A 22,464-nucleotide genomic window follows, 5' to 3' on the forward strand; every position below is an offset into this window, starting at 1 on the left:
GCCACCGTTGTGGCAGCGAAGCCAGGCAGCGCGTGCCCTGCGCTGCCTGCGGCCTGGCGGCGTGCGCCTACTGCGAGGCCTGCCTCGCGCTGGGGCGCAGCCGTGCCTGTGCGCTGCTGCTACGCAGTGCAGCGCAAGGGGCCGTGCCACGATGCGGCGAAGCACCGCGTGGCACGGCCTTGGCCCCCACCGGCGGCGGGCTCGCCCGGTGGGGGCTAAGCGCAGCGCAGAGCGCGGCAGCAGCCGCGGCGCTAGCGTTTTTGGCCCGGCCACCCGCAGGGGATGGGCCGGGGCGGTTCTTGCTGTGGGCCGTGACCGGGGCCGGCAAGACGGAAATGATTTTCCCACTGCTCCAACATACATTGGATCGTGGCGGACGAGCACTGGTCGCTACGCCGCGCAGGGATGTGGTACTGGAGCTGGCTCCGCGGCTGGCCAAAGCTTTTCCGGACACTTCGCTCGCTACCCTTTACGGAGGCAGTGACGAACGCTGGAAAGACGCTCAGCTCACGCTCGCGACCACACACCAACTGATGCGTTTTTATCAGGGGTTTGATCTCGTCATCATCGACGAACTAGATGCTTTCCCTTATCACAACGATCCCATGCTCGCTCACGCGGCGGCATCCTCCTGTAAACCGGAAGGAAATTTCGTTTATCTATCTGCCACACCGCCTGCTCGGCTTCAGAGGGAAGCAGCACGGGGGGAACTCAATCATGCCAAAGTTCCAGTACGTTTCCACCGTCATCCTTTACCCGTGCCAAGATTGATCAAAATGGTTACCGTTGCTGAATGTATTAAGAAACGAAATCTTCCTTCTGCCTTGAAGAATAACATCCAAATTTCATTGAAGCGCGACGCCCAGGTATTTGTCTTTGTGACACGTATTGCCCAGATTGAGGCGTTTGTGAACCTGATGCGTCGTACCTTTCCCGGAATCCATATCGAAGGAACTTCATCTCAGGATCCTGACCGCGCTAGCAAAGTTATAGCCTTTCGTGAACGCACGATTCGTTTGCTCGTAACGACAACAATTCTGGAGCGTGGCGTGACCATTCCGCGCAGTGATGTTTTTATATTGGATGCAGACAATAGTCTCTTTGATGAAGCGTCGCTGGTCCAGATGGCGGGTAGAGCAGGTCGTTCCATGGATGACCCGGCGGGTAGAGTGGTTTTTGCATCATCTCGTCGGACACGTTCACAGGTGAAGGCCGTTGCCCAGATTCGGAAAATGAACGCTATCGCTCGTCGCAAAGGCTACCTGCATCCACCATCCAAGACATAATTGTCATCTGCCCAGTTCGTATCCACATATCACAATACATTCCGAGACTGGAGGTATGCCCCTATGTTCAACTGGCTCAGCAACATAACCGATCACGCGCAACACCTGACCCAGCGTCTTCATCACCTGCTCGCCCCGCCGGGAGCTATTTGTCTGACATGTGGCACTCGAGCGATTCTGTCTTCTGCCTATCCAGGCATATGCCCACGTTGTGTAAAGCAGATTCCATGGATTCGTTCCATACGTTGCCTGCGTTGTGGTCGGGGTGTCGGTTGCCCGGACTGTGCTCGTCCACACATGCAAAACCGTTCTTTTATCTCCAACCGCAGCGCCGTACAATACAACGCTCTTATGAAAGATTGGATTGGAATGTACAAATTTCGAGGTCACGAAAGATACGCGCCGCTCTTAACCGCGCTGTTGATTCAAGCCTTTCAAGCGATGAGCGAAGAACGAAATTCTGCTTTGGCAAAAGAACCCCCAGCCCCCGTGGCTCATTCCGCCACACATGCTCAACAAACGAAGCCACAATGGCGGTCTGACGCGGTCACCTATGTCCCGGTGAGCAGCGAGCGGCTGGCCGAGCGTGGCTTCAATCAGGCGGAGCGGCTGGCTGCTGGGCTCGCCACCGCCTGCCGCCTACCTATCGTTGATCTGTTGCAGCGCCAGATCAACACCACCAAACAAAGCTTCAAATCACGTGGTGAGCGAATTGAAACGATGAAGAATGCCTTTTCCATCAACCCGGATGGCATGCAGTTAATTGGAGAGCTATACAGGGGATCTCATCTGCCAACACATATGGGCATATCGCATGCCAAACCCATACAGTTACTGCTGATTGATGATATTTATACAACAGGTAGCACCTTGGACGCTTGTGGGCGGGTTATTCTAAATGCTGGCTTCTCCATGGAGATGCCGGTCGATGTTTACACACTTACACTGGCAAGATCCTAATTAATAAATGGACTATTAATATATTTATGGAATAATTTTATTTTTAATGTACGAATAACATGCTCCACGGGAGGAGAATCGAGCGATATTTTAAGCAAAATGGCCATGAGAGGGATTTCGTATATGTGCATCATGTGCCCCTCTTTTGTTCTGTAAATAGACTATGGCTTCATCAGAGAAAATAAGGTAATGTATAGTTAATATCTATTCGGAAATGGAAGTTTGAGAGGGGCGTTTTAGCGATGAATCTAGGTAATTGTCCTCGCTGTGGTAAATTATATGCTTTGAATTTTCGAGATGTATGTTCAAACTGTATTAAGGAAATAGAGAAGGAATATCAGATTTGTGTAGATTATTTGCGCGAAAACAAGGGCACCAACATACAGGAGCTATCCGATGCAACAGAAGTTTCAATTAAAAACATTACCAAGTTCATCCGTGAGGGACGAATTTCCATCGAGAATGCCCCGAATATGATGTATCCTTGTGAAGTATGCGGAACATTGATTCGTGAAGGTCATATGTGTGACTCTTGCCGTAATCGTTTAACGAAAGACTTGGCAGGAGCAGCTCGTGAAGTAGGTCAGAAGGATAACAACAATTTAGGCGGACGAACCTACAATGCTGTCGACAAACTACGCGATTCATAGGAGCGAGGGCTCAAATACATGTTTTGCTATAACAAATGTTTTGAAACGTACCGATAAACTTATTAAAGATTATCGGTTTTTTTTATTATCCTAATCATTTTGACAACATAAAGATTAAAGTAAGAAAAACGTATATCAACATAAACTCCCAATCATGGAAGGAAGTGCATTTTAAATGAAAATCAATGAACCGAGTAGAATTGGCGCCATCAATTCCTATCAGAGGAACGTTGAATCCAATCAGCAGGCTGATGCCAAGAAGAGCCGCCGTAAGGACGAGGTATCCATTTCTCCGGAGGCGATGAAGATGCTTGAGGAACAAGGTCGTACACAAGATGCAGGTCGCACACAGCGCATTCAGGAATTAAAAGAACAAGTTAACTCGGGAACTTATCAAGTAGACAGCCAGAAGCTTGCCGAGAAGCTCGCTCCATACTTTAAGAACTTCCCTGATCAATAGGAGGATACATGGCCATTGAATCGATAATTGATGTACTGGAACAGCTGCAAGCCGCACATGTGGAAATGCTTGACTTGGGGGCCCAGAAGAAGACAGCTGTTGTTACCAATAAAGTGGATACACTGATCACTCTAATTAATCAGGAATCAAAGCTACTCAAAAGAATTGAGCTAATTGAACAGCAAAGATTACGGGCCGTTCATCAATTTCTGGAAGAGCGAGGGATCAAGTCAAAACTCAATCTAACAATTACTGAGTTGGCGAGACTCGTTTTTGATACGAATGAGAAGAGAAGACTTTTCCAAGCTCAAGTCTCTTTAACAGATGTGTTACAAGAGGTAAAACATCTTAATGAAGTCAATCAACAACTAATTAAACAGTCAATTTCGTACATCGACTTTTTTATTGAGACAATGTCATTTCATGCAGAATCAGAAGCCACATATCAAAATCCTGCAGAAAAGCCTTATGGCATAGCTCGCTCTGGACTTTTCGATACTCGTGGTTAACAATGGGGGAAATTTACTATGGCTTCAACATTTCATTCAATTGAAACAGCCAAGCGCAGTCTGATAACACAAACGGCCGCTCTGAATACAACAGGACATAATGTGGCCAATGCTAATACACCAGGCTATTCACGTCAAGTTGTTAATATGACAGCAGCAGACCCGATTGATGCAGTGGCATTTTACCGTACTACAGCACCAGGTCAACTTGGAACGGGTGTGGAGTTCAACTCCATTATGCGTGTGCGTGAATCTTTTCTGGATGGACAATTTCGTAATGAGAACACTTCGCTTGGAGGATGGACTGTCCGTAACAGTACGCTTGAAAAGCTTGAAACGATTATTAACGAACCTTCCGATACGGGTATCCGTACAGTATTAAATAATTTTTGGAACGCATGGTCTGATCTAAGTCAGGACCCACAGGACATTACCAATCGCAAAATTGTAAAAGAAACAACGTTGGCGTTAACCGATGGTTTGAATCAAATTAGTCTTCAATTGGATGCGTTAACTAGCGATTTAACCAACAACGTTTCGTTAAAAACGACAGAGATCAATTCGTATTTGCAATCTATTGCTGACCTTAATAATAGTATTGTGAAAATAGAACAGCTTGGAGATAATGCAAATGATCTGCGTGACCAGCGAGATTATGCAGTAGATCAACTTTCCAAGATTGCAGGCGTTCAGATAACAGAACTGGATAGTGGCTACCAGGTAACGATTGCAGGACAAGTTGCAGTCACTGGAGCCGCAGCTGCTCCCGTTACAGCTGATATTTTGGAGAATGCCTATCAAGCAGGTACTCTGACTGGTGGGGAAGTCTACGGAATGATCCATTCACGAGATCAGTATGTAGCAGACTATCGCAACCAGATTAATCAACTGGCTAATACGCTCGCAACAGGGGATATTGAGATTACCATTCCTGCTGGATCCGTATTGCCCAGTGGTACTGTTTTCAATAATGTCACCTACTCTGATGCTAATAACAATAGAACGTTAACATCAGAGCTGAAAGTTACAGTTCAGGGGATTAATGGGCTTCACAAGCTGGGTTATACCCTAAGTGGGGATACACCTACAGCAGGTGGGGACTTCTTTACAACTAAAGATGGTTCGGGTACGATCACTGCTGGAAATATCACATTAAGTACAATTATACAGAATGATCCCAATAATATAGCAACTTCAATGCGTACTACCGGAACAGGTACAAGTGAGAGTGTAGTACTGGGAAATAACAGCTTGGCGTTGGCTTTGGCTGGTTTAAAAGATGTGAAGTTTGATTTTGGTTCAGGACTGTCCAAACCGACTACAGTAGATGACTTTTTCGGCGCAATTGTAGGCCAGTTAGGTGTTCAGACTCAAGAGGCTAACCGTCAAGCACAGAATGCCCAACTTCTCACAGAACAGGTTGACCTGAATCGTCAATCGGTTAGTGGAGTATCTCTTGATGAAGAAATGAGTAATCTGATTAAGTTTCAGCATGCATACAGTGCCGCTGCCCGCTTCATGACTGCATACGATGAACTGCTAAACAAACTTATTAACAGCACCGGTGTAGTCGGTCGCTAAGACATAGGAAGGGGTAACCAATAATGGCTATTCGCGTAACCTCAGGCATGATGAGCACTCAGATGCTCAGCAACCTGAACCGCAACCTGAATCGAATGGATAACATGTCCAATCAAATCTCCAGCGGTCGCAAAATTAATAAACCTTCTGATGATCCTGTTGGGGTGACTTATGCGCTTAGATATCGTGCTGAGTTAGCATCTAACGAACAGTACCAATCCAACACGGATGCAGCTGTTAGCTGGTTGGATGCAACAGATACCACGATGCAACAATCAGGGAATGTCATGCAAAGACTCAAAGAGCTAACTGTTCAAGGTTCAAGTGGGACAGTACCCCAATCAGGGCTTGATGCAATTAAACTTGAGGTTGAAGAGTTGCAAAAACAAATGATTAATATCGGGAATAGCCAAATACGGGGCAAATATATTTTTAACGGACAAAATTATGATAAGGCTCCCTATGAGTTATCTGGTTCCATTACACAATACTCTCAGATTAATACGGATGATAAACCGGTAAATTATTCTATTGGAGATCAGTCTATTTTTCAGATCAACACGCCAGGTTCTGATTATTTTGGTAGTTCTACTGAAGATGACAATGTATTTAAGATTATGGACGATTTAGTCAATGCTCTGAATTCTGGAGATTATGAAGCTGTTGGTAGCCAAGCAGATAAAATAGAGTCACGATCGATAAAGATGCAGTCTTGTATTTCAGAGGTGGGAGCTCGAACCAATCGGGTTGAATTAGTTCAAGCGAGATTAACCGACTACAATCTGAACTTAACATCATTGCAATCAAAAACAGAGGATGCAGATATAGCAAGTTTGATGATTCAAGCAACGTCTGCCCAAACAATCTATGAAGCTGCTCTTAAGTCTTCTGCGCAGATTATGCAGCCTTCATTAATGGACTTTATGAGATAAACATAACTTGAAAACTGTGATAAGCTATGGACACCAGTAGTCCATAGCTTTATTCATTATATAGGGAGGATTTCTAAAGTGGAACCAGATCAAACTAATCAGATTAAAAGTGAAGAAAAGAGTTATGTATTTCCAAAGGGGATACCTGGATTTGAAAATCATCAAAACTTTTTTTTGAAGCGTCAGAATGACATATTTAATCTATTCCAGTCAGCTAGTCAGCCTGATGTAGCTTTTATTACGATCAATCCATTTGATCTATACCCCCATTACGAATTTGAACTCTCTCAAGAAGCCAAAGAAGATATTGATGTTACCGAAAGAGAACAGGTATCTGTCCAATGCATTGTGACATGGCATAGCAATCTTAAGCATGTTACAGTTAATCTCCTTGCCCCGATAATATTTAATTCATTTAATCATACTGGGAAGCAAGTCATATTACAGAATACCCAATATTCTACTAAACATGCCCCTTGGGCAGCGGATGATTTGGATAGAAAGGGTGGAGATCTCTGATGCTGGTACTAGCTAGGAAAAAAGGAGAATCCGTTATTATTGATAACAATATTGTTGTTACTGTCTTATCGGTAGAAGGAGACAATGTGAAAATAGGCATCTCTGCTCCCAAAGAGATTGATATTTACCGTAAAGAAGTATTTGACTCAATTGGTCAAAATAATCAAAATGCAGTGATGGATTTAGCAACTGTCCGGGCAGCATTGGAACAAATAAATAATAATACTCAGAAGTGAAAAAAAAGTTTGAAATACTATTAACAATTCTTGGCCAAACGTCGATATATATTGTAGAGCGATAATTCTTCAGGGCGGCCGACCTGTGAAGACGCTAATACCACAAGGATGTGGGAATTAAACCATTTCAGGGAGGAAATATCAAATGATTATCAACCATAACGTACCAGCGTTAAACACGCACCGTAACATGACGCTTAACACAAGCGCTGCAAGCAAAAACATGGAGAAATTGTCTTCCGGTCTGCGTATCAACCGCGCGGCTGACGATGCAGCAGGTCTCTCCATCTCCGAGTCCATGCGTGGACAAATTCGTGGTCTCGAGCAAGCACAACGTAACGCTCAAGACGGAATCTCGTTTGTACAAACTGCTGAGGGTGCAATGAACGAAGTATCCTCCATGCTGACTCGTATGAAAGAATTGAACGTACAAAAATCAAGCGGAACTTACAGCTCTAACGATACAAACAATATCAACGAAGAGTTGAGTGAGCTTGGTAAGCAAATCGATAACATTATGACTAAAACAACGTTCAATGGTATTAGCATCACTAAAGGTGCAACAATTACTGTTAACGATAAAGCAACAGGTTCTATTACAATTGGTAAGATCACAACTACAGATTTCTCTACTTTGGGTTCAGGTACTGGTCTTGCTGATGTTGAAAAAGCAATTAACAGTGTTTCCACAGAACGTGCGAAACTGGGTGCTGTTCAAAACCGTTTGGAGTACACGTCCAACAACTTGGGTACAACTGTAGAAAACCTAACTGCAGCTGAGTCCCGTGTCCGTGATACAGACATGGCTAAGGAAATGGTTCAGTTGTCCAAAAACAACATCTTGCTGCAAGCTTCCCAATCGATGCTGGCACAAGCCAACTCTGCTCCACAAGGTGTTCTGTCTGTACTTCGTTAATATTCACGATTTTCAAATTAGAGAAGCCTTGTTTTCAAGGCTTCTTTTTTTTATCTCTTCATTTCAGAGGAAATCTATCCGATATACATAATAAGATCTTCAATTGAATCGTCAAAAAAGTTCGGGAGGGAATTGTGTGGAACATAGAGTCCAAGGAACTTCAGGAACGCTGGGTACTCTAAGATCACTATCAACAAGAACAACAACAGAGGAATCAGCCGAATTGCTTATTCAGAATAATACAATAGCTAAGGACAGATTGAGTTTATCTAGTGAGGAAGAGAAAGCCATTGATCAGCTGGAAGTAGCTACAAGAGCTCTTCAAGGACCTGAAAAGACCTATGAAATTTCAGTGCATGAAGAGACTAACTCAATTATGGTCAAAATTAAAAATAAAGCAACAGGTGAACTTATTAGGGAAATACCTAAAGAAAAGCTACTTGACGTCGCTGCCAGTCTCATGGAACTAAGTGGATTGATTATCGATAAGAAAGCATAGTGGAGGGGATAAAATGAGAATTAGCGGCTTAGCTTCGGGTCTCGATATTGACGCAATGGTTAAACAGTTAATGACTGCAGAAAAGGCACCTTTGGATAAAATTAATCAACAGAAAACACAGGCTGAGTGGAAACGTGATAATTACCGTACAATTAGTACGAAATTGGTGAGCTTCAATGAAAAGCTGTCTAATTTAAATTTAAGTAAAAATATAGATTCTAAACAAGCTGTGGTCACAGGAGCAACAGGTGTACTTACCGCTACCGCAACGGGGGTTGCTGCCAACTCTGTATTAAATGTGAGCGTTAAAAATCTAGCTTCATCCTCAAATGCTATATACCAAGGTACGGCAGGCGCTACAAAAATGTCTGATTTGTATTCTGGAACAGAGACAAGCGTTACAATTGGTAAAGCAACGATAAGCTTTACGGCAGACGATACCATTGACTCATTTGTTAAAAAAATTAACAGTAATAAAGACTCAGGTGTAACAGCAGTATATAACTCCGCAACAGGAGGGTTGTCTTTAACTAATAGAGATACAGGTAATAAAGATATAGAGCTAAGTGGTGAATTGTTCACGAGTAATACTAATTTTACAACTGCCGGGGTTAACAAAGGTGTTGATGCCACAGTAGTTATCAACGGATTGGAAACAAAGCAAACTTCTAATCGCTTTACTGTAAATGGTGTAGAAATCTCGTTGACAGGAGTCACTCCTACTGGACAGACTAATCAAATTGAAGTTACACAAAACACTGATGCGATAATCGATACAATAAAATCTTTTGTTGATTTTTACAACGAAACTATCGCATTAATGAACCAAAAAACAAATGAAGAGCGATATAGAACCTATCTGCCTTTGAGCACAGAACAAAAAGCAGATATGAAGGATAGCGAAATTGAATTGTGGGAAAGCAAAGCGAAAAGTGGATTGTTAAAGAATGATTCAATTCTTAATAAGTCGTTAAGTGATATGCGTACCGCTATGATTTCTGAATTTAACTTTGGGGGAACCAAGCTAAACATTACTCAGTTTGGTATAACTACGGGCAGTTATAGTGAAAAGGGTAAACTCGTTCTTGATGAAGATAAGTTGCGGACAGCGTTAGAATCCAACCCTGAACAAGTTACTGCCTTGTTTAGCCAAGTGGACAGTTCTAGCAAAGGTATAACCAATAATGATGGGTTATTCAATAGGATCAAAAAAATAAACGCAACAGCTCTTGAAAGTTTATCTGAAAAAGCCGGTACATCTAAGATTAGTAGTGATTTATCAACAGCATTCTTACCACAAAGCCAAATGGGTAATCAATTGACAGCTTATGAGCGTAGAATTACTGAGTTGCAGGCTCGCTTAACTCGTAAAGAAAATCAATATTATAAACAATTTACTGCTATGGAGACAGCAATGAATAAGTATAACAGTACTTCTTCGAGCCTCTCTAGTATGTTAGGCTAATTTTAAGTATTAAGGAGTGAAACCAATTGATTAATTCCCCTCTTCAAAAATATCAACAAAATCAATTTCAGACTTCACCAGCACAACTTTTATTAATGTTATATGATGGCGCAATTCGTTTTGTGAAATCCGGGGTTTCTGCTATAGAAGAATCTAATTTTGAGAAAACAAACACTAATCTATGTAAAGCTCAAGCAGTTATTCATGAATTGATAGCTGCGTTAAATTATGACTATCCTGTTGCCAAAACGTTGTATTCAGTGTATGAGTACATGATTCACTGTCTAATTCAAGCTAATCTCAAAAAAGATGTTAAACCAGCTCAAGAGGCACTTTCCCATCTAACTGAACTCCGGGAAGCTTGGGAGATTGCTAGTAAAAGTATCAACGGGACAGCTAACTGATGCAGTCGTCAGGAGAATATATTAATCAGTTATTTGATATGACAATGCGTATAGTTGATCAGATTGATGATATCGAATACGAAGAATTAGTTTCTTTTGTAGATCAAAGAGAATCCCTAGTTGGGATAATTATGTCGAATAATTCAAAACTTGATGAATCCGATAAAAATAAAGTCATGCAGCTCATGGAATATGACGATGTTTTCTTGAATAAAATGCTGAGTCTTAAAAATGAGGCAGCTAGTTGGTTGAACAAACAAGGTTCTATTCGGGTGCAGAAGAATGCTTACAGCTCCAATTATGCGTCCGATAGTTTGTTTTTTGATAGGAAAAACTGAATGAAGGTTGGGAAACAATGAAGCTGTTGAGTATTTGCATGATTGTCAAGGACGAGGAAAGGGTACTTGAACGTTGTCTGAGTAGTGTACAAGATCTCGCCGATGAGATTATCATTGTGGATACAGGATCGACAGATAAGACAAAGGAAATTGCCAAGAAGTATACGGATAAAATATATGATTTTAAGTGGTGCAATGATTTTTCAAAAGCGCGCAATGAATCACTCCTCCATGCTACAGGAAAATGGATTCTTGTGATGGATGCTGACGAATATATATCAGAAGAAGAACATCAGGATTGGAGAAATTTCCTGCAAAAAGAGGAACGGATTCCACATCTGGCTTATACTCTTCCAGTGATAAACTTTACTGGTGAGAAAGAGTACGACGATGAGATTACCACTGCACCTGTTACAAGACTATTTCCGAACAACGTGGGGATTACATTCGAACGTCCAATTCATGAACAGTTGACCAGAGGGCCGCAAGATGAATTGTATCATAAGGCAGTCAGTCTTCATATTTATCATACAGGCTATCAAGTGAGTCGGATTATAGAAAAAAACAAACATGAGCGAAACATGGGGATCTTTGATCAAATGCTAGCGGACCAGGAGCTTACTTCCTATGATTGGTATACATTAGGCAACCAGCACCGTTATGCAAAAGATGAACTAATGGCTATAGAATGCTATGAAAAAGCCCTAAGTGATGCACATCAGAATGAAGCATGGTACCCACATTGCTTGATGGGGCTCGTTAGTTTGTATTACAGTCAAAATCAACTTAAACGCTCATGGGAATTAACGGAGAAGTATTTAATTAAGTATAACGAATATCCCGAGTATTACACAGTTAAAGGAATTCATTATGAAACTATGGGTTTCTTTCAAGAAGCGGAGCAACAATATCTAAGATCCATCGGTATAGCTGAAAAAAGGGCGCAAGAAAATCGGGAGATCTGGTTAATTGATCCGATGTACAGTTTTGATTCTCCAGTGCAGCAACTGATTGGGCTATATTTCCGTCTCAATGACAATCAAAATGCAATATACTGGATGTCAAAACAGCTAAATAAGAATAATCAGAATCCAGGACATCTGGTCAAAATGATGGAATGGTTAACACAGAATGAAGGCGAAGAATCTGTTATCCGTTTCTTTGAGAAATTATACACTTCTCCAACTGATAGAGATTATCTCCTATTATATAAAGTTTCGTTAGTTTTAGGTAATAAGAGACTGGTAAGTCACTATAAGAAATTAGTACCTACAGATACGGAACAAAGTCTTTCTGATCAATTAAAGTTATTCGTTATAAATGGGGATTTTGCGGCAATACATGTATTGCTAGACAATACCACTATTATAACAGGAGATGAACAATTAGTAGGGCTTCAAGTGATCGTTGGGACGCTTCTATCAAACGACCGTTCATTACTGAATAAACTTTCAAAAAAACTTGAAAATGAAAAACTATTCTCTGTTTTGAAAGTGGTCACTAGTATCATTGACCAGCATGAGGTCAGTGACGATATAGTCCTTGACACAGACGTGATTTTTGCTATAGCTAGGCAACTTTATCTGATGCAAGAGTTTGAAGTTTTTGATCAATTGGTTAATGGATTCAATAATAGTGATTTAATTAACAGATTAGCAAATTACTTTTATGATGTGAATCGAGTAGAACTGGCGATGAATTATTATTCAGCGCTACTGAGTCGAAATGAATTAAATGGAACGAGCTTGGAAAACCTCGGATATTATCATGCAAATCAAGATTACAGAGATGATGCTTTTGAGTTCCTTAACGGTGCTCTTCAAGATGAACCTGGAAAAAGGCATATTTATAAAACATTGATTAGTTTGGCATCGAATCAACATAAAAAGAAGATAATCACTGATTTCGAATATAATTTCCCCGATTTCAATGAGATATCATTTGTTAAAGAGTTTTTTGCCAATGAATTAAAGATGTTAAAGTATACAGTATAACAAAAAAACGAATGGTAACAAGTCTTGATAAGAGCTTGTCATCATTCGTTTTTTTGTTTATAAAGATAGTTATTATGGTGTAGCCTGTAAGGAACTCTTTATTGAAGTTGTGGAGATGTCGGGAGTCCGCGCTAAGTAAATGACGGTGCAACAATCAGATAATTCGTCAAACTTGCCCTCCCAATCATCACCCATTACAAACGTATCCACTTCCCACTGTATAATATCTTTTTGTTTCTGCTCCCAATTCTCTTCAGGTATAACTAAATCTACATATTTAATTGATTCAAGCATCATTTTACGTTCTTCGTAGGTAAAGTAGGCATCCTTCCCCTTTAAACCGTTAAACTGATCAGTAGATAAAGCCACTATAAGATAATCTCCAAGCTCCTTTGCGCGTTGAAGTAAAAGGATATGACCATAGTGCAATAAATCGAACGTTCCATAAGTGATTACTTTTTTCAAAAAGTTTCCTCCTTACGTTGCACAAGTGAAAGCTTGTAATTTTTTGTTAATAATTTCATCCAACTCTGGTTTCTGGCTCTGATTTAGAGACTTTTGATAATAGGTTACAGCTAATTGGATGTTTCCCATACTTTCATATACATATCCCAGGTTATATAACAAATCTTCATCCCAAGGAAAATGCTGATGTCCTCTTAGGAATGACTGGATTGCTTCTTGGCTGTCACCATTCATTAGATGTAACATGCCGTTCATGGCAAAAATATCAGGGTCTGCCGAGTTGTCAACCAGATATTGTTGTATAGCTTCATTAGCCTGTGCCAGGTGTCCATTCTCAATCATTTGTTGGATAGTTTGTTTGATTTTTCTTTGTAATTCTTTATGCTCCCGGAAGTTGGCTCTTCTCTTTTGAATGATCTCTAGATTGTCTTCAATGTATTGATCAATTTCTGTCCACACCCTACTTGACGATTGATCATCTTGATAGAAATGGAACAGATTTAGTAGAGTATCCCGTTCCTTGGCATAGTAATTTTCGTCACAAACGTATCGTTTAATAGCATCCTGTAGTTCGGATTGAGTATGGACCTTAGGTCCAGGTGTCCAAAAGTCATATGGCTCAAACAGAAATCCACGATTTTCTCTGTATTCTTCAAGATCTACAGGTGTAAAAATTACAGGACGATTCAACAACAGATAGTCAATATACACTGAGGAATAATCTGTGATCAACATATCTCCTGCTCCAAGAATACTATATAGGTCCATATTGTGATTAGTCAGATCGTGATCATTCAAAGTGAAAATATGATTTGAGCGAATATCAGATAACTCTTTCTGAAAATATTGTTCTTCAAAAGGATGAAGTTTAAGTATTAAATTCAGATTATATTCTTCAAGAAAATGTTGTAGTTGTACTTTATCATACTCGGATAAACCAAATAAATTTTGGAAATCCTTAGAACCTTCTAATTTATCTGGAGTGATAACAGACTTACGGAACGTTGGCATGAAAAAAATTATTTTGTCCTTTTTGTCGATGTTAGGGAATATCTTCTTGAGAGTATCTCTACTTTCACTCGATAGTAATGCATCATTTCTTGGTACTCCAGTAATACGATACTGAGCAACATTTGCTCCATTACAAGCATTCATAGCAGTGTTATAAAGTGCAGAATAGGACATGATCATATCTACCTTGGACCAGTGTGCATGGATGTTGCTATCTGGGGTTTGTTCTTGTTTATCCATTTTGGCCATTCCTTTAAGAGGGAAACCGTGCCAGAGATCGATATGAACCTTGTCATAATTGGAAGAGTATTCACCATGGGTTGTAATATAAACATCGCTTTGATCCAAATGACGGCTGTAAAGCATTTGTTCTCGGGTTAACAACTCAATATCATACTTATCACGTAGTTCTTGGTAAGCGTTGGTATAAAGGTGGTAGTTATTTGAGCCTGATGAAGATAGGTGAAACAGCGTGATTTTGATTTTATTTCCGTTCATGTTAGGTCCCTTTCTTATTGAGAAGTGTTCTATATAGTTTTATCGGTTTTAATGTCCTAGAAATATAGGTGAGAAAATATGGATGTATTTTAAACAAGGATAATATCACTAAAGTTCTCTCTATTTTAAATCCAATTACCGATATATAAGATATGAGTAAATTATAAATTTAGAAACTCAGTTGAAATAAGAAAGGAAACAAATATGAAAAAATATAGACCCAAGGTGTTATTACTTGCAAACGAACCTGTTGAATGTAACTCTATAGCTCTTTTTGTAAAAGCCCCAACATATATAAAAGAGAAGTTCGAATTAATATTAAAACAAAAAAATGAAGTTAGTAATATTGATATGGAGGATTTTGATATTATTATTAATTCAAATGGTGTAATTCTTCCAAGTAAGTATCAAATAAATGTGGAATTCGGAACATTTCCTATTAGTCCTTCCAAAAGGATGGATACAAATCTCTCTCCGTCAGATGAATACACTAAATTTGAAGATTTATATATCGAATGGAAAAATGTCGATGTTATACTTTCTTCTTCTCATGTTAGTTCGGTTATTTTTAATGCATGTAACGGTGCAGTCGCTGAACAATATCAAATTACTGGTATGCCAATAAACGACTTTTTGTTTGATGATGTTATTAACAAGGAAAAGTTAATAGAGATTTTCGAAATATGTCATGTAACAGATTTTAAATTGGCCATGTATACTTTTGATTCTACTAAATTTGAAAAAATTATTGATATTAAAAAGAATGAGTTGAATAATTTTTTTAAACGACTTTTCAAATTTGATGAATTCGAAATAGCGATTTTCTCCAAGTTTCTTAAGGCGAACAACCTTTTCTTTATTATTGATATGACCAAGAATGAGGTATGTATTGATAAAGAAACTAAAGAAATATTAAATAAAAATAATATATTACTACTAGAACAATCCCAGCTTTTAAAACAAGAAATATATTTTGGTCAATTGTTAAAAACGCTAGATATTTTAATTACTGACTTAACACCTATGTATTTAAACTATTTCCTATTAAATAAACCTGTATTATTTAATGATAATCAAAATTTCCAGTTAGAAGGGAGCCCCATTTATCCATATCATTTTTGGACTCCTGGATATAGGTTTAAGTTGTACGGTGATTTAGAATCCGAATTGCTGAAAATTTTAGATAATAAAGACTTATTTCATGCTGGACGTAAAAAAGTTGTAGATATTTTACATCACTATAAAACAGCAGGTGCTTCAGTAAGAGCTTGGGATAAGATAAATCAAATCTGGGAGCAAGGGAATTCTCAATATGAAAAACTGGAGCTTACGAAAGAACAAAATGATCTTAAAATAGCTATAACAGATAATATAAAAATCTTGCTAGAACAGGATAGTCTTGAAAATGCAAAGAATTCAATTGAAGCATTCAGAGATCATTTTGGAATTGATGAAGAATATATCACCATGCAATCATTCTTACAGTTTAAACTTGGTAATTACAAAAAAGCTTTACACATCCTCAAAGAGGGAAGGCTTCGATATCCTAATAGTTACGACATTTTGTTCAACTTAGGATACATATCCCAAGAGTTAGGACGACAAGAAATGTCAGACTATTATTTTGAAAAAGCACAGCAAAAACAGATTGATAATTAAATTTTTCAAAAATTAATGAAATTGATAAAGGATGATTTTTTATGCAAAAGTTTAAGCCTCGTATAAAACTAATTACTCACTCACAATCGGGTTGTAACAATAGAGCGCTATTTAATGATAAGCCTGGCTACATTTCGGACAAGTACGATGTTCAACTTGTAGAAAGCCAATTATTTACTGAGCTTAATAGTGAAATTGATGACAGTGAAATTGTTATTACAACTCATTGCACCCATACTCCTAAACAGGGTCAAATCAATATTGAATTATGGCATGGATTTGGACCAAAGACTGCACGAGTCATGGAGCATAAAAATCGTACGTTCCGGAACTCATTGGAACATCAATATCTACACTTCAAAGAAATCAATGCTATAACATCTTTTTCCCCTTTCTGTTCTTATATGGTTAATGGAGGATTTTTAGCATCAGGGCACGTGTACCACATTACCGGTATGCCTAGAAATGATGTCTTACTAAAAGGCAAGACAACCTTTGATTATCTACTAGACCAAGATTTCAGTTCTAAGAAAGTTGTATTTTATGCACCAACCTGGAGAGAACAAGTGTTTAACCTAGAAAAGTCTGATGGTTTAAAGGACTGGAATAATGTATTTGGTTTCTCGGATTTCGATAAAAAGCTTTTTGGGGAATTTTTAATTAAAAATAATATAGTTTTGGTAATAAAGTTACATCCTTTTGAAGAAGAATTGTTTTCTTCTAAGGTTACTGAATTACTTGGGGAAAACATGTATTTGCTAACAAATACAAAATTAGAAGAAAAAGAAGTTCAGTTGTATGAATTGTTAGGTAGCACTGATATGTTGGTTACCGATTATTCTTCTATCTATATTGATTATCTCTTACTTAATAAACCAATTATGTTCATTCCTATGGATATGGAAGAATACGAAAACTCTAGGGGACTTTGGTTGACGCCTTTTGAATTCTGGGCACCTGGTCCTAAAGCATATAATCAAGAGGATCTTCAGATACAAATGCTTCGTGGTTTGAACGAGAAAAACTATTATTCTGATCAGAGGAAAGATGTATCAAGTTTAATTCATCATTACACAGACGCTTGTTCATCGCAACGAGTTTGGAGAATGGTTGATGATTTGTGGGAAGGTAAAGCATACAAGAACAACCAAAATCTTAAAGTAGAGTCTGCCGAGATAGTTTTATTAAAGGACTCAATTAAAAGTGAAATTAATGTCTTATGTAACGAAATGAAATTAGATGAAGCGGAAGACTTAATTAAACAACTGGAAAGTGGAGTAGTAATTGATCCTGATATTCAGATTTTAAAAGCTTCAATAGCATACTTGAGAAAAGATTTGCACTCGGGGATATGGATATTAAGAGAAGCTAATCATTTATTTCCTAATAATATAGAAATTTTGTTTAATTTAGCATTTATGTATAAGTTAGAGGGAGACTTGAGAAAATCTTTGTTTTATTTTGAGAAATTATTGAGCAACACAAGTCAGGTTCATCAAGATCATACACTCCAGAATTACTACAATCAAATAAGAGAAAATGCAACCTTACATCTAAAAGAGATAAATATATTGTTAGGAGTGGGTTGAAATAGAATTTGAATTCTTCGTAAATAGCTCGAATAGAGAATATATTAGGAAATATATGATAAAGAGAGATAAAAAAGTATTTATTGATTTTACATCAGATTCTGAGGTCCTTTATGTTTTTTTTGGAGGCATTAGCAAGGGAGTACACAGTGGCATGGGAGTTCCCATGTTCGAATTTTTTAATATTACTCAAGAATTAAATTGCAAAAAAGTATTCATAAGAGATATTGATCAATGTTGGTATCATAAAGGGCTAGGTAGTTTTTTGATAAGTAATATATTTGAATTAAAAGAATATATAGAAGAACTAATAGGAATCTCTAAGGCGACAAAAGTTGTCTTAGTGGGGAATTCTATGGGGGGATATGCAAGTTTAATAATAGGGAGGATACTTAATCATCATAATGTGAGAGTAATTACTTTTAATCCGCAAACATTTATAGGAAAAGATAATTTTGAAATGTTCAAGGAGCTACGTTGGAAAAATGAAATGGAAAATTTACCACTTGTCAGCGATCCAGCTCTGCTGAACTTAAATTATTTTTATAAACAAAATAAAAGTATTGGGGGAGAATATGAGATTCATTATTCTCACACTGATAGAGAGCATGCTGAGATTATGAAAGATATAGATGGGGTTGAATTAATAAAATACAAACTGGATAGTTCAGTAGATGATCATGAACTCGTTAAGATATTAAGAAATGAGAATAAACTGCTTGATATTTTGGGAAAAGGATTAGATGAACGATGAAATCTTTATCTTTGGTAATGATTGTTAAAAATGAATCAAAAGCTTTGTATCGATGTTTAGCTAGTGTTTTAGGATTAGTTGATGAAATTGTGATTGTTGATACAGGTTCTACTGATGATACTATACAGATTGCCAGAGAACATAATGCAAAGATTTTTTATTACAATTGGAACCAAGATTTCGCAGCGGCCCGAAATTATGCTCTGGATCAGTCTACGAGTGAATGGAATCTTGTACTTGATGCAGATGAATTCATCTCCAATGATTGTTTAGCAACAATCCGAGAATTTATTCACTCAGGTCCGGCAATTGGTAGAGTTAAGGTGAAGAATCAATTTGAAAGTCAGGGAATAATAAATACTGAAATAAGCTATATTTCTAGGATTTTTCCTAAACAGTGTCGGTACACTGGCAAGGTACATGAGCAAATACAATCGGATATGAAGAGAGTTATTCTTGAAGTGGAGATCAGTCATGATGGTTATCTGAATAAAATGAAAAGTGACCGCAACATTCCTATACTACTTGATTGCATCAAAGAACATCCGCAAGATGCCTACTACCATTACCAGATAGCGAAGGAATACCGAGGATTACAGCAACATATTCAAGCTGTTACTCATTTAAGATTTGCATACCGGTTTATAGACCGCAGGAAAGTCTTTGCACCTCAAATTATCATAAACTATCTTTATGCGACGATAGCTGCAGGTACCTTGGAAGAAGGTGTTTCGGTTATAGAGGATAATTATGAATATCTAGAGGGAAGTGCTGATTTTTTCTTTGTTGCTGCCCTATTTATGCTTGAACTTATCTTAAGCAATCCAGGTAACTACAGCAGCAATCTTGCTTTAATAGAGCAATTTTATCAACGAGCTCTATCCATTGGAGAAGTTGAAGTTGAAGGTAAGGTTGATGGGACGGGCAGTTATGCAGCGCATCATAATCTGGGTGCCTACTACGAAGCTACCGGTCAGCATGATCTAGCTATGCAGCAATATAGTTTTGCAGTGGAATATAATTACGGTCCCTCTTTGAAAAGATTAGAGAGTTTGAGAGAGGAAAAATTTTTTTGTTGAGAAAGAAGAAGTCCTTTCATGCATCTAACTAATTATTTTCTGCTTTCAAAAACAATGAAATGAATAGGGGACGAATTCAATGAGCGTATCAGCTGCTATGATTGTAAAAGACTCAGAGCGATGTATCGCACGCTGCCTTGATAGTATTGTGAATTCTGTAGATGAGATTGTAATTGTTGATACAGGATCAACGGATGCAACTATTACAATAATTAATCAATTTATTCAGAAATATCCTCATATTAAGCTATATCATTATGAATGGATTGATGATTTTGCGGCAGCACGGAACTATTCTTTAGAGCAAGTAACTCATGATTGGGTATTCGTAGTTGATTCTGATGATGTTCTGCCTGCTACGGAGCAAACTAAAGTGCGTTCATATGTTCGGAAACAAAAAGAGATAGGCCAAGAAGCGGTGTTTGACATCATTTATGATAACACAGTAGCTGGAGAAATCATGGAAGTGATTCCTGTGGGATATGTGAGGCTATTTCCGTCTCGCCTGAGGTATACAGATAGAATTCACGAACAGATTTCCTACGGAGATATCCCACGCTTAGCAAGTGATATTCATTTACTACATGATGGGTATGATATTAATATTATTGATCTCAAAGCCAAGAAAAAACGTAATATTGACTTACTGATTGCCAGTTTAAAGAGTAACCAGAATAACGCTAGACTATGGTTACATTTGGCTAGAGAGATGTCTGTTTTAGATCTTTCTAAGGCTTTGAGGTATCTGGATATTGCAGAGTCTAAGACTAGTAATCCGGATCTTTTGCTACTTATTCGAAACGAGCGGACAACTCTAAATTGAATCATTTGATTATGTTATTGATCGCCAACGCCATTTAAATAATAAGCTGAAATTGTATAGCGTAGATTAAGGATAGTGATATTGAATTAAACTGTCTCTTACCAAGGGTTTATGACTTGAACCGGACACTACATATATTTCAACATAAATATACAAAAAAATTCCAAGAAAACATTTACTTTTCCAATTGACAATGGATAACTTTGGATGGTATTATCTGAATTGTGGGCAGAGGTTAAGGCCAAAAGTTCACTTCATTTGATGACGAAGGGAATGTTAGTGCATGCAAGGTAAAGTAAAATGGTTCAACGCAGAAAAAGGTTACGGTTTCATTGAGACTGAAGATGGCGGCGACGTATTCGTACATTTCTCCGCAATTCAAACCGAAGGATTCAAGACTTTGGAAGAAGGTCAATCTGTAGAATTCGACATCGTCGAAGGCGCACGTGGACCGCAAGCAGCTAACGTAATCAAATTATAATCATCCGGACAATCCGACCTACATATATGGTTAGATGGTTACCAAATTGAATTATCGCTAGCATCAGACTCCGGTACGTTCCGGGGTCTTTTTTTGTTTCAATAGATTCGAGATTTGAGGATCATTCGAGGAACATTATCTTAATGAATTTAATAGATTCATGAGATAGATTGAAGTTCATTTTACATAATAGATTGAGCAAGCTCAATAACGGTTAAATACATCATCAAGCGCCTAATAAGACATTCCATGCAAATATACGATTATGGCTGAATATGATGAAATATCGCGAAATATGGCGTTATGCCTACGTTGGCAGATGTGGCTTAAACAGATGTCATTATTCGGTCACCGGGAGTTTTTACATGGCGCTTACATTCGTGTTATAATGAAGTGGCAAAGGAAAAAGGAGGAGTGCCCTATGAATTTAAGTATTCGAGGTCAACAAATCGAGGTTACTGATGCTTTGAAGGATTATGTCGACAAAAAGTTGAGTAGACTCGAGAAGTATTTCGATGCACCCCTTAACTCTGACGGTGCTGTTACATTGAGCACGACGAGAGGTTTGCATACGGTAGAGGTGACGATCCCTTTGAAAGGCATTGTGCTCCGCGCCGAGGATGAGAGCGACGATATGTACGCATCTATTGACTCCGTGGTGGACAAGCTGGAACGTCAGATCCGCAAACACAAAACAAAAATTAACCGTAAGTTCCGCCAGGAAGGTAGCCTGAAAACACTCTTCGTTGAAGATCCAACAGGTACTGTAGCTACAGCTGAACTGGATGCGGATACGGATGACGATGATTTTGAAGTCGTACGGACAAAACGCTTTATGTTGAAACCAATGGACGTGGAAGAGGCCATCCTCCAAATGAACATGGTTGGTCACAATTTCTTCGTATTCTCCAACATTGACAGTGAAGAAGTTAGCGTTGTTTACAAACGGAACGATGGTAAGTACGGATTGATCGAACAAGGTTAATCTTAACGCACAGGATCATCGGATCGGACTTGCATAAGAATATCTAATAATAGTGAACACAGGAACTGCAGTGTCCTGGATTAGACTTAACAAGAGCTTCCATCCCTTAGGGGATGGGGCTCTTTTGTGCGTAGAGAGGCTGGGAAATGATCTTTGGAAATAAAATGGTGAAACTATTACCTATGCTGCTGCGTCTAATAGATAGTAAGAAAATTCATAATTGGTACAAGTTTACGCCCAGATTCGGATGTTTACGAAAATATTCGTACGCCTACATTCGAGAGTTGGATATGAGATTTCCATCCAAATTTACCATCCAAATTCGTTGACAGGGCTGTCTACCCTGCAAAATGAAACATGACAATCGAACG

At 38.7% G+C, this 22,464-nt stretch carries 25 protein-coding genes; 22 read left to right on the plus strand and 3 right to left on the minus strand.

Going from position 1 to position 22,464, the window contains the following annotated elements:
• Positions 1-1,286, plus strand: a 1,286-nt coding sequence (locus D829_RS0126620; protein WP_017691969.1) for a helicase-related protein, incomplete at its 5' end; no start/stop codon positions are given.
• A 3-nt stretch (positions 1,287-1,289) separates the two neighbouring features.
• Here the strand turns inward: D829_RS0126620 and D829_RS33560 are convergent.
• Entirely contained in the window at positions 1,290-1,676 is a 387-nt protein-coding gene (locus D829_RS33560) for a hypothetical protein (protein WP_152417154.1), read from the minus strand.
• Between the two features lie 99 nt (positions 1,677-1,775).
• Here D829_RS33560 and D829_RS33565 point away from each other — a divergent pair, with 99 nt between their 5' ends.
• The 14 genes from D829_RS33565 (at position 1,776) to D829_RS0126695 (ending at position 12,749) form a co-directional block, all read left to right on the plus strand.
• Positions 1,776-2,246 (plus strand): ComF family protein, encoded by a 471-nt coding sequence (locus D829_RS33565; RefSeq protein WP_152417155.1) that lies wholly within the window; start codon positions 1,776-1,778, stop codon positions 2,244-2,246.
• 242 nt (positions 2,247-2,488) lie between these two features.
• The gene (locus D829_RS0126635) at positions 2,489-2,896 is read left to right on the plus strand and encodes a TIGR03826 family flagellar region protein (RefSeq protein WP_017691972.1); all 408 of its coding nucleotides are present in this window, start codon (positions 2,489-2,491) and stop codon (positions 2,894-2,896) included.
• A 175-nt stretch (positions 2,897-3,071) separates the two neighbouring features.
• The gene (flgM, locus tag D829_RS0126640; protein ID WP_017691973.1) at positions 3,072-3,356 is read left to right on the plus strand and encodes a flagellar biosynthesis anti-sigma factor FlgM; all 285 of its coding nucleotides are present in this window, start codon (positions 3,072-3,074) and stop codon (positions 3,354-3,356) included.
• Between the two features lie 8 nt (positions 3,357-3,364).
• Positions 3,365-3,865: a flagellar protein FlgN gene (locus tag D829_RS0126645; RefSeq protein ID WP_017691974.1), complete on the plus strand. Its 501-nt coding sequence runs from the start codon at positions 3,365-3,367 to the stop codon at positions 3,863-3,865.
• Positions 3,866-3,883: 18 nt separating this feature from the next.
• Positions 3,884-5,446 (plus strand): flagellar hook-associated protein FlgK, encoded by a 1,563-nt coding sequence (gene flgK, locus D829_RS0126650; RefSeq protein WP_017691975.1) that lies wholly within the window; start codon positions 3,884-3,886, stop codon positions 5,444-5,446.
• Between the two features lie 23 nt (positions 5,447-5,469).
• Entirely contained in the window at positions 5,470-6,378 is a 909-nt protein-coding gene (gene flgL, locus D829_RS0126655) for a flagellar hook-associated protein FlgL (protein WP_017691976.1), read from the plus strand.
• Between the two features lie 78 nt (positions 6,379-6,456).
• Positions 6,457-6,897: a flagellar assembly protein FliW gene (locus D829_RS0126660; RefSeq protein WP_017691977.1), complete on the plus strand. Its 441-nt coding sequence runs from the start codon at positions 6,457-6,459 to the stop codon at positions 6,895-6,897.
• Complete coding sequence (gene csrA, locus D829_RS0126665) at positions 6,897-7,133, plus strand: carbon storage regulator CsrA (RefSeq protein ID WP_017691978.1); 237 nt, start codon at positions 6,897-6,899, stop codon at positions 7,131-7,133. Before D829_RS0126660 ends, csrA begins: the two co-directional genes overlap by 1 nt.
• Positions 7,134-7,278: 145 nt before the next feature.
• Complete coding sequence (locus D829_RS0126670; RefSeq protein ID WP_017691979.1) at positions 7,279-8,049, plus strand: flagellin; 771 nt, start codon at positions 7,279-7,281, stop codon at positions 8,047-8,049.
• 136 nt (positions 8,050-8,185) lie between these two features.
• Complete coding sequence (locus D829_RS0126675; protein WP_017691980.1) at positions 8,186-8,548, plus strand: flagellar protein FlaG; 363 nt, start codon at positions 8,186-8,188, stop codon at positions 8,546-8,548.
• A 13-nt stretch (positions 8,549-8,561) separates the two neighbouring features.
• Positions 8,562-10,013, plus strand: coding sequence for a flagellar filament capping protein FliD (gene fliD / locus D829_RS0126680; RefSeq protein WP_017691981.1), 1,452 nt, complete (start codon positions 8,562-8,564; stop codon positions 10,011-10,013).
• A 26-nt stretch (positions 10,014-10,039) separates the two neighbouring features.
• The gene (fliS, locus tag D829_RS0126685; RefSeq protein WP_017691982.1) at positions 10,040-10,417 is read left to right on the plus strand and encodes a flagellar export chaperone FliS; all 378 of its coding nucleotides are present in this window, start codon (positions 10,040-10,042) and stop codon (positions 10,415-10,417) included.
• Positions 10,417-10,755, plus strand: coding sequence for a hypothetical protein (locus D829_RS0126690; RefSeq protein ID WP_017691983.1), 339 nt, complete (start codon positions 10,417-10,419; stop codon positions 10,753-10,755). Before fliS ends, D829_RS0126690 begins: the two co-directional genes overlap by 1 nt.
• A gap of 17 nt (positions 10,756-10,772) precedes the next feature.
• Positions 10,773-12,749: a glycosyltransferase family 2 protein gene (locus tag D829_RS0126695; protein ID WP_017691984.1), complete on the plus strand. Its 1,977-nt coding sequence runs from the start codon at positions 10,773-10,775 to the stop codon at positions 12,747-12,749.
• Between the two features lie 72 nt (positions 12,750-12,821).
• On the opposite strand, the gene tagD is transcribed toward D829_RS0126695, so the two are convergent.
• On the minus strand, positions 12,822-13,214 hold the full coding sequence (gene tagD / locus D829_RS0126700) for a glycerol-3-phosphate cytidylyltransferase (RefSeq protein WP_017691985.1): 393 nt from the start codon (positions 13,212-13,214) through the stop codon (positions 12,822-12,824).
• A gap of 12 nt (positions 13,215-13,226) precedes the next feature.
• Positions 13,227-14,756, minus strand: a complete 1,530-nt coding sequence (locus D829_RS0126705; RefSeq protein ID WP_346773287.1) for a CDP-glycerol glycerophosphotransferase family protein — start codon at positions 14,754-14,756, stop codon at positions 13,227-13,229.
• A gap of 171 nt (positions 14,757-14,927) precedes the next feature.
• Here D829_RS0126705 and D829_RS0126710 point away from each other — a divergent pair, with 171 nt between their 5' ends.
• The 7 genes from D829_RS0126710 (at position 14,928) to raiA (ending at position 22,093) form a co-directional block, all read left to right on the plus strand.
• Entirely contained in the window at positions 14,928-16,382 is a 1,455-nt protein-coding gene (locus D829_RS0126710) for a CDP-glycerol glycerophosphotransferase family protein (protein ID WP_017691987.1), read from the plus strand.
• Positions 16,383-16,423: 41 nt separating this feature from the next.
• The gene (locus D829_RS32690; RefSeq protein WP_017691988.1) at positions 16,424-17,971 is read left to right on the plus strand and encodes a CDP-glycerol glycerophosphotransferase family protein; all 1,548 of its coding nucleotides are present in this window, start codon (positions 16,424-16,426) and stop codon (positions 17,969-17,971) included.
• Positions 17,972-18,125: 154 nt separating this feature from the next.
• Positions 18,126-18,725: a hypothetical protein gene (locus tag D829_RS0126720; RefSeq protein WP_193748510.1), complete on the plus strand. Its 600-nt coding sequence runs from the start codon at positions 18,126-18,128 to the stop codon at positions 18,723-18,725.
• The gene (locus D829_RS0126725) at positions 18,722-19,804 is read left to right on the plus strand and encodes a glycosyltransferase family 2 protein (RefSeq protein ID WP_017691990.1); all 1,083 of its coding nucleotides are present in this window, start codon (positions 18,722-18,724) and stop codon (positions 19,802-19,804) included. Before D829_RS0126720 ends, D829_RS0126725 begins: the two co-directional genes overlap by 4 nt.
• Before the next feature lie 79 nt (positions 19,805-19,883).
• Complete coding sequence (locus tag D829_RS0126730; RefSeq protein WP_017691991.1) at positions 19,884-20,627, plus strand: glycosyltransferase family 2 protein; 744 nt, start codon at positions 19,884-19,886, stop codon at positions 20,625-20,627.
• Positions 20,628-20,910: 283 nt separating this feature from the next.
• The gene (locus D829_RS0126735; RefSeq protein ID WP_017691992.1) at positions 20,911-21,108 is read left to right on the plus strand and encodes a cold shock domain-containing protein; all 198 of its coding nucleotides are present in this window, start codon (positions 20,911-20,913) and stop codon (positions 21,106-21,108) included.
• Positions 21,109-21,529: 421 nt separating this feature from the next.
• Positions 21,530-22,093, plus strand: coding sequence for a ribosome-associated translation inhibitor RaiA (gene raiA, locus D829_RS0126740; protein WP_017691993.1), 564 nt, complete (start codon positions 21,530-21,532; stop codon positions 22,091-22,093).
• Positions 22,094-22,464: the final 371 nt, after the last annotated feature.

The sequence above is a fragment of the Paenibacillus sp. PAMC 26794 genome, assembly GCF_000316035.1.
GTDB lineage: Bacteria > Bacillota > Bacilli > Paenibacillales > Paenibacillaceae > Paenibacillus.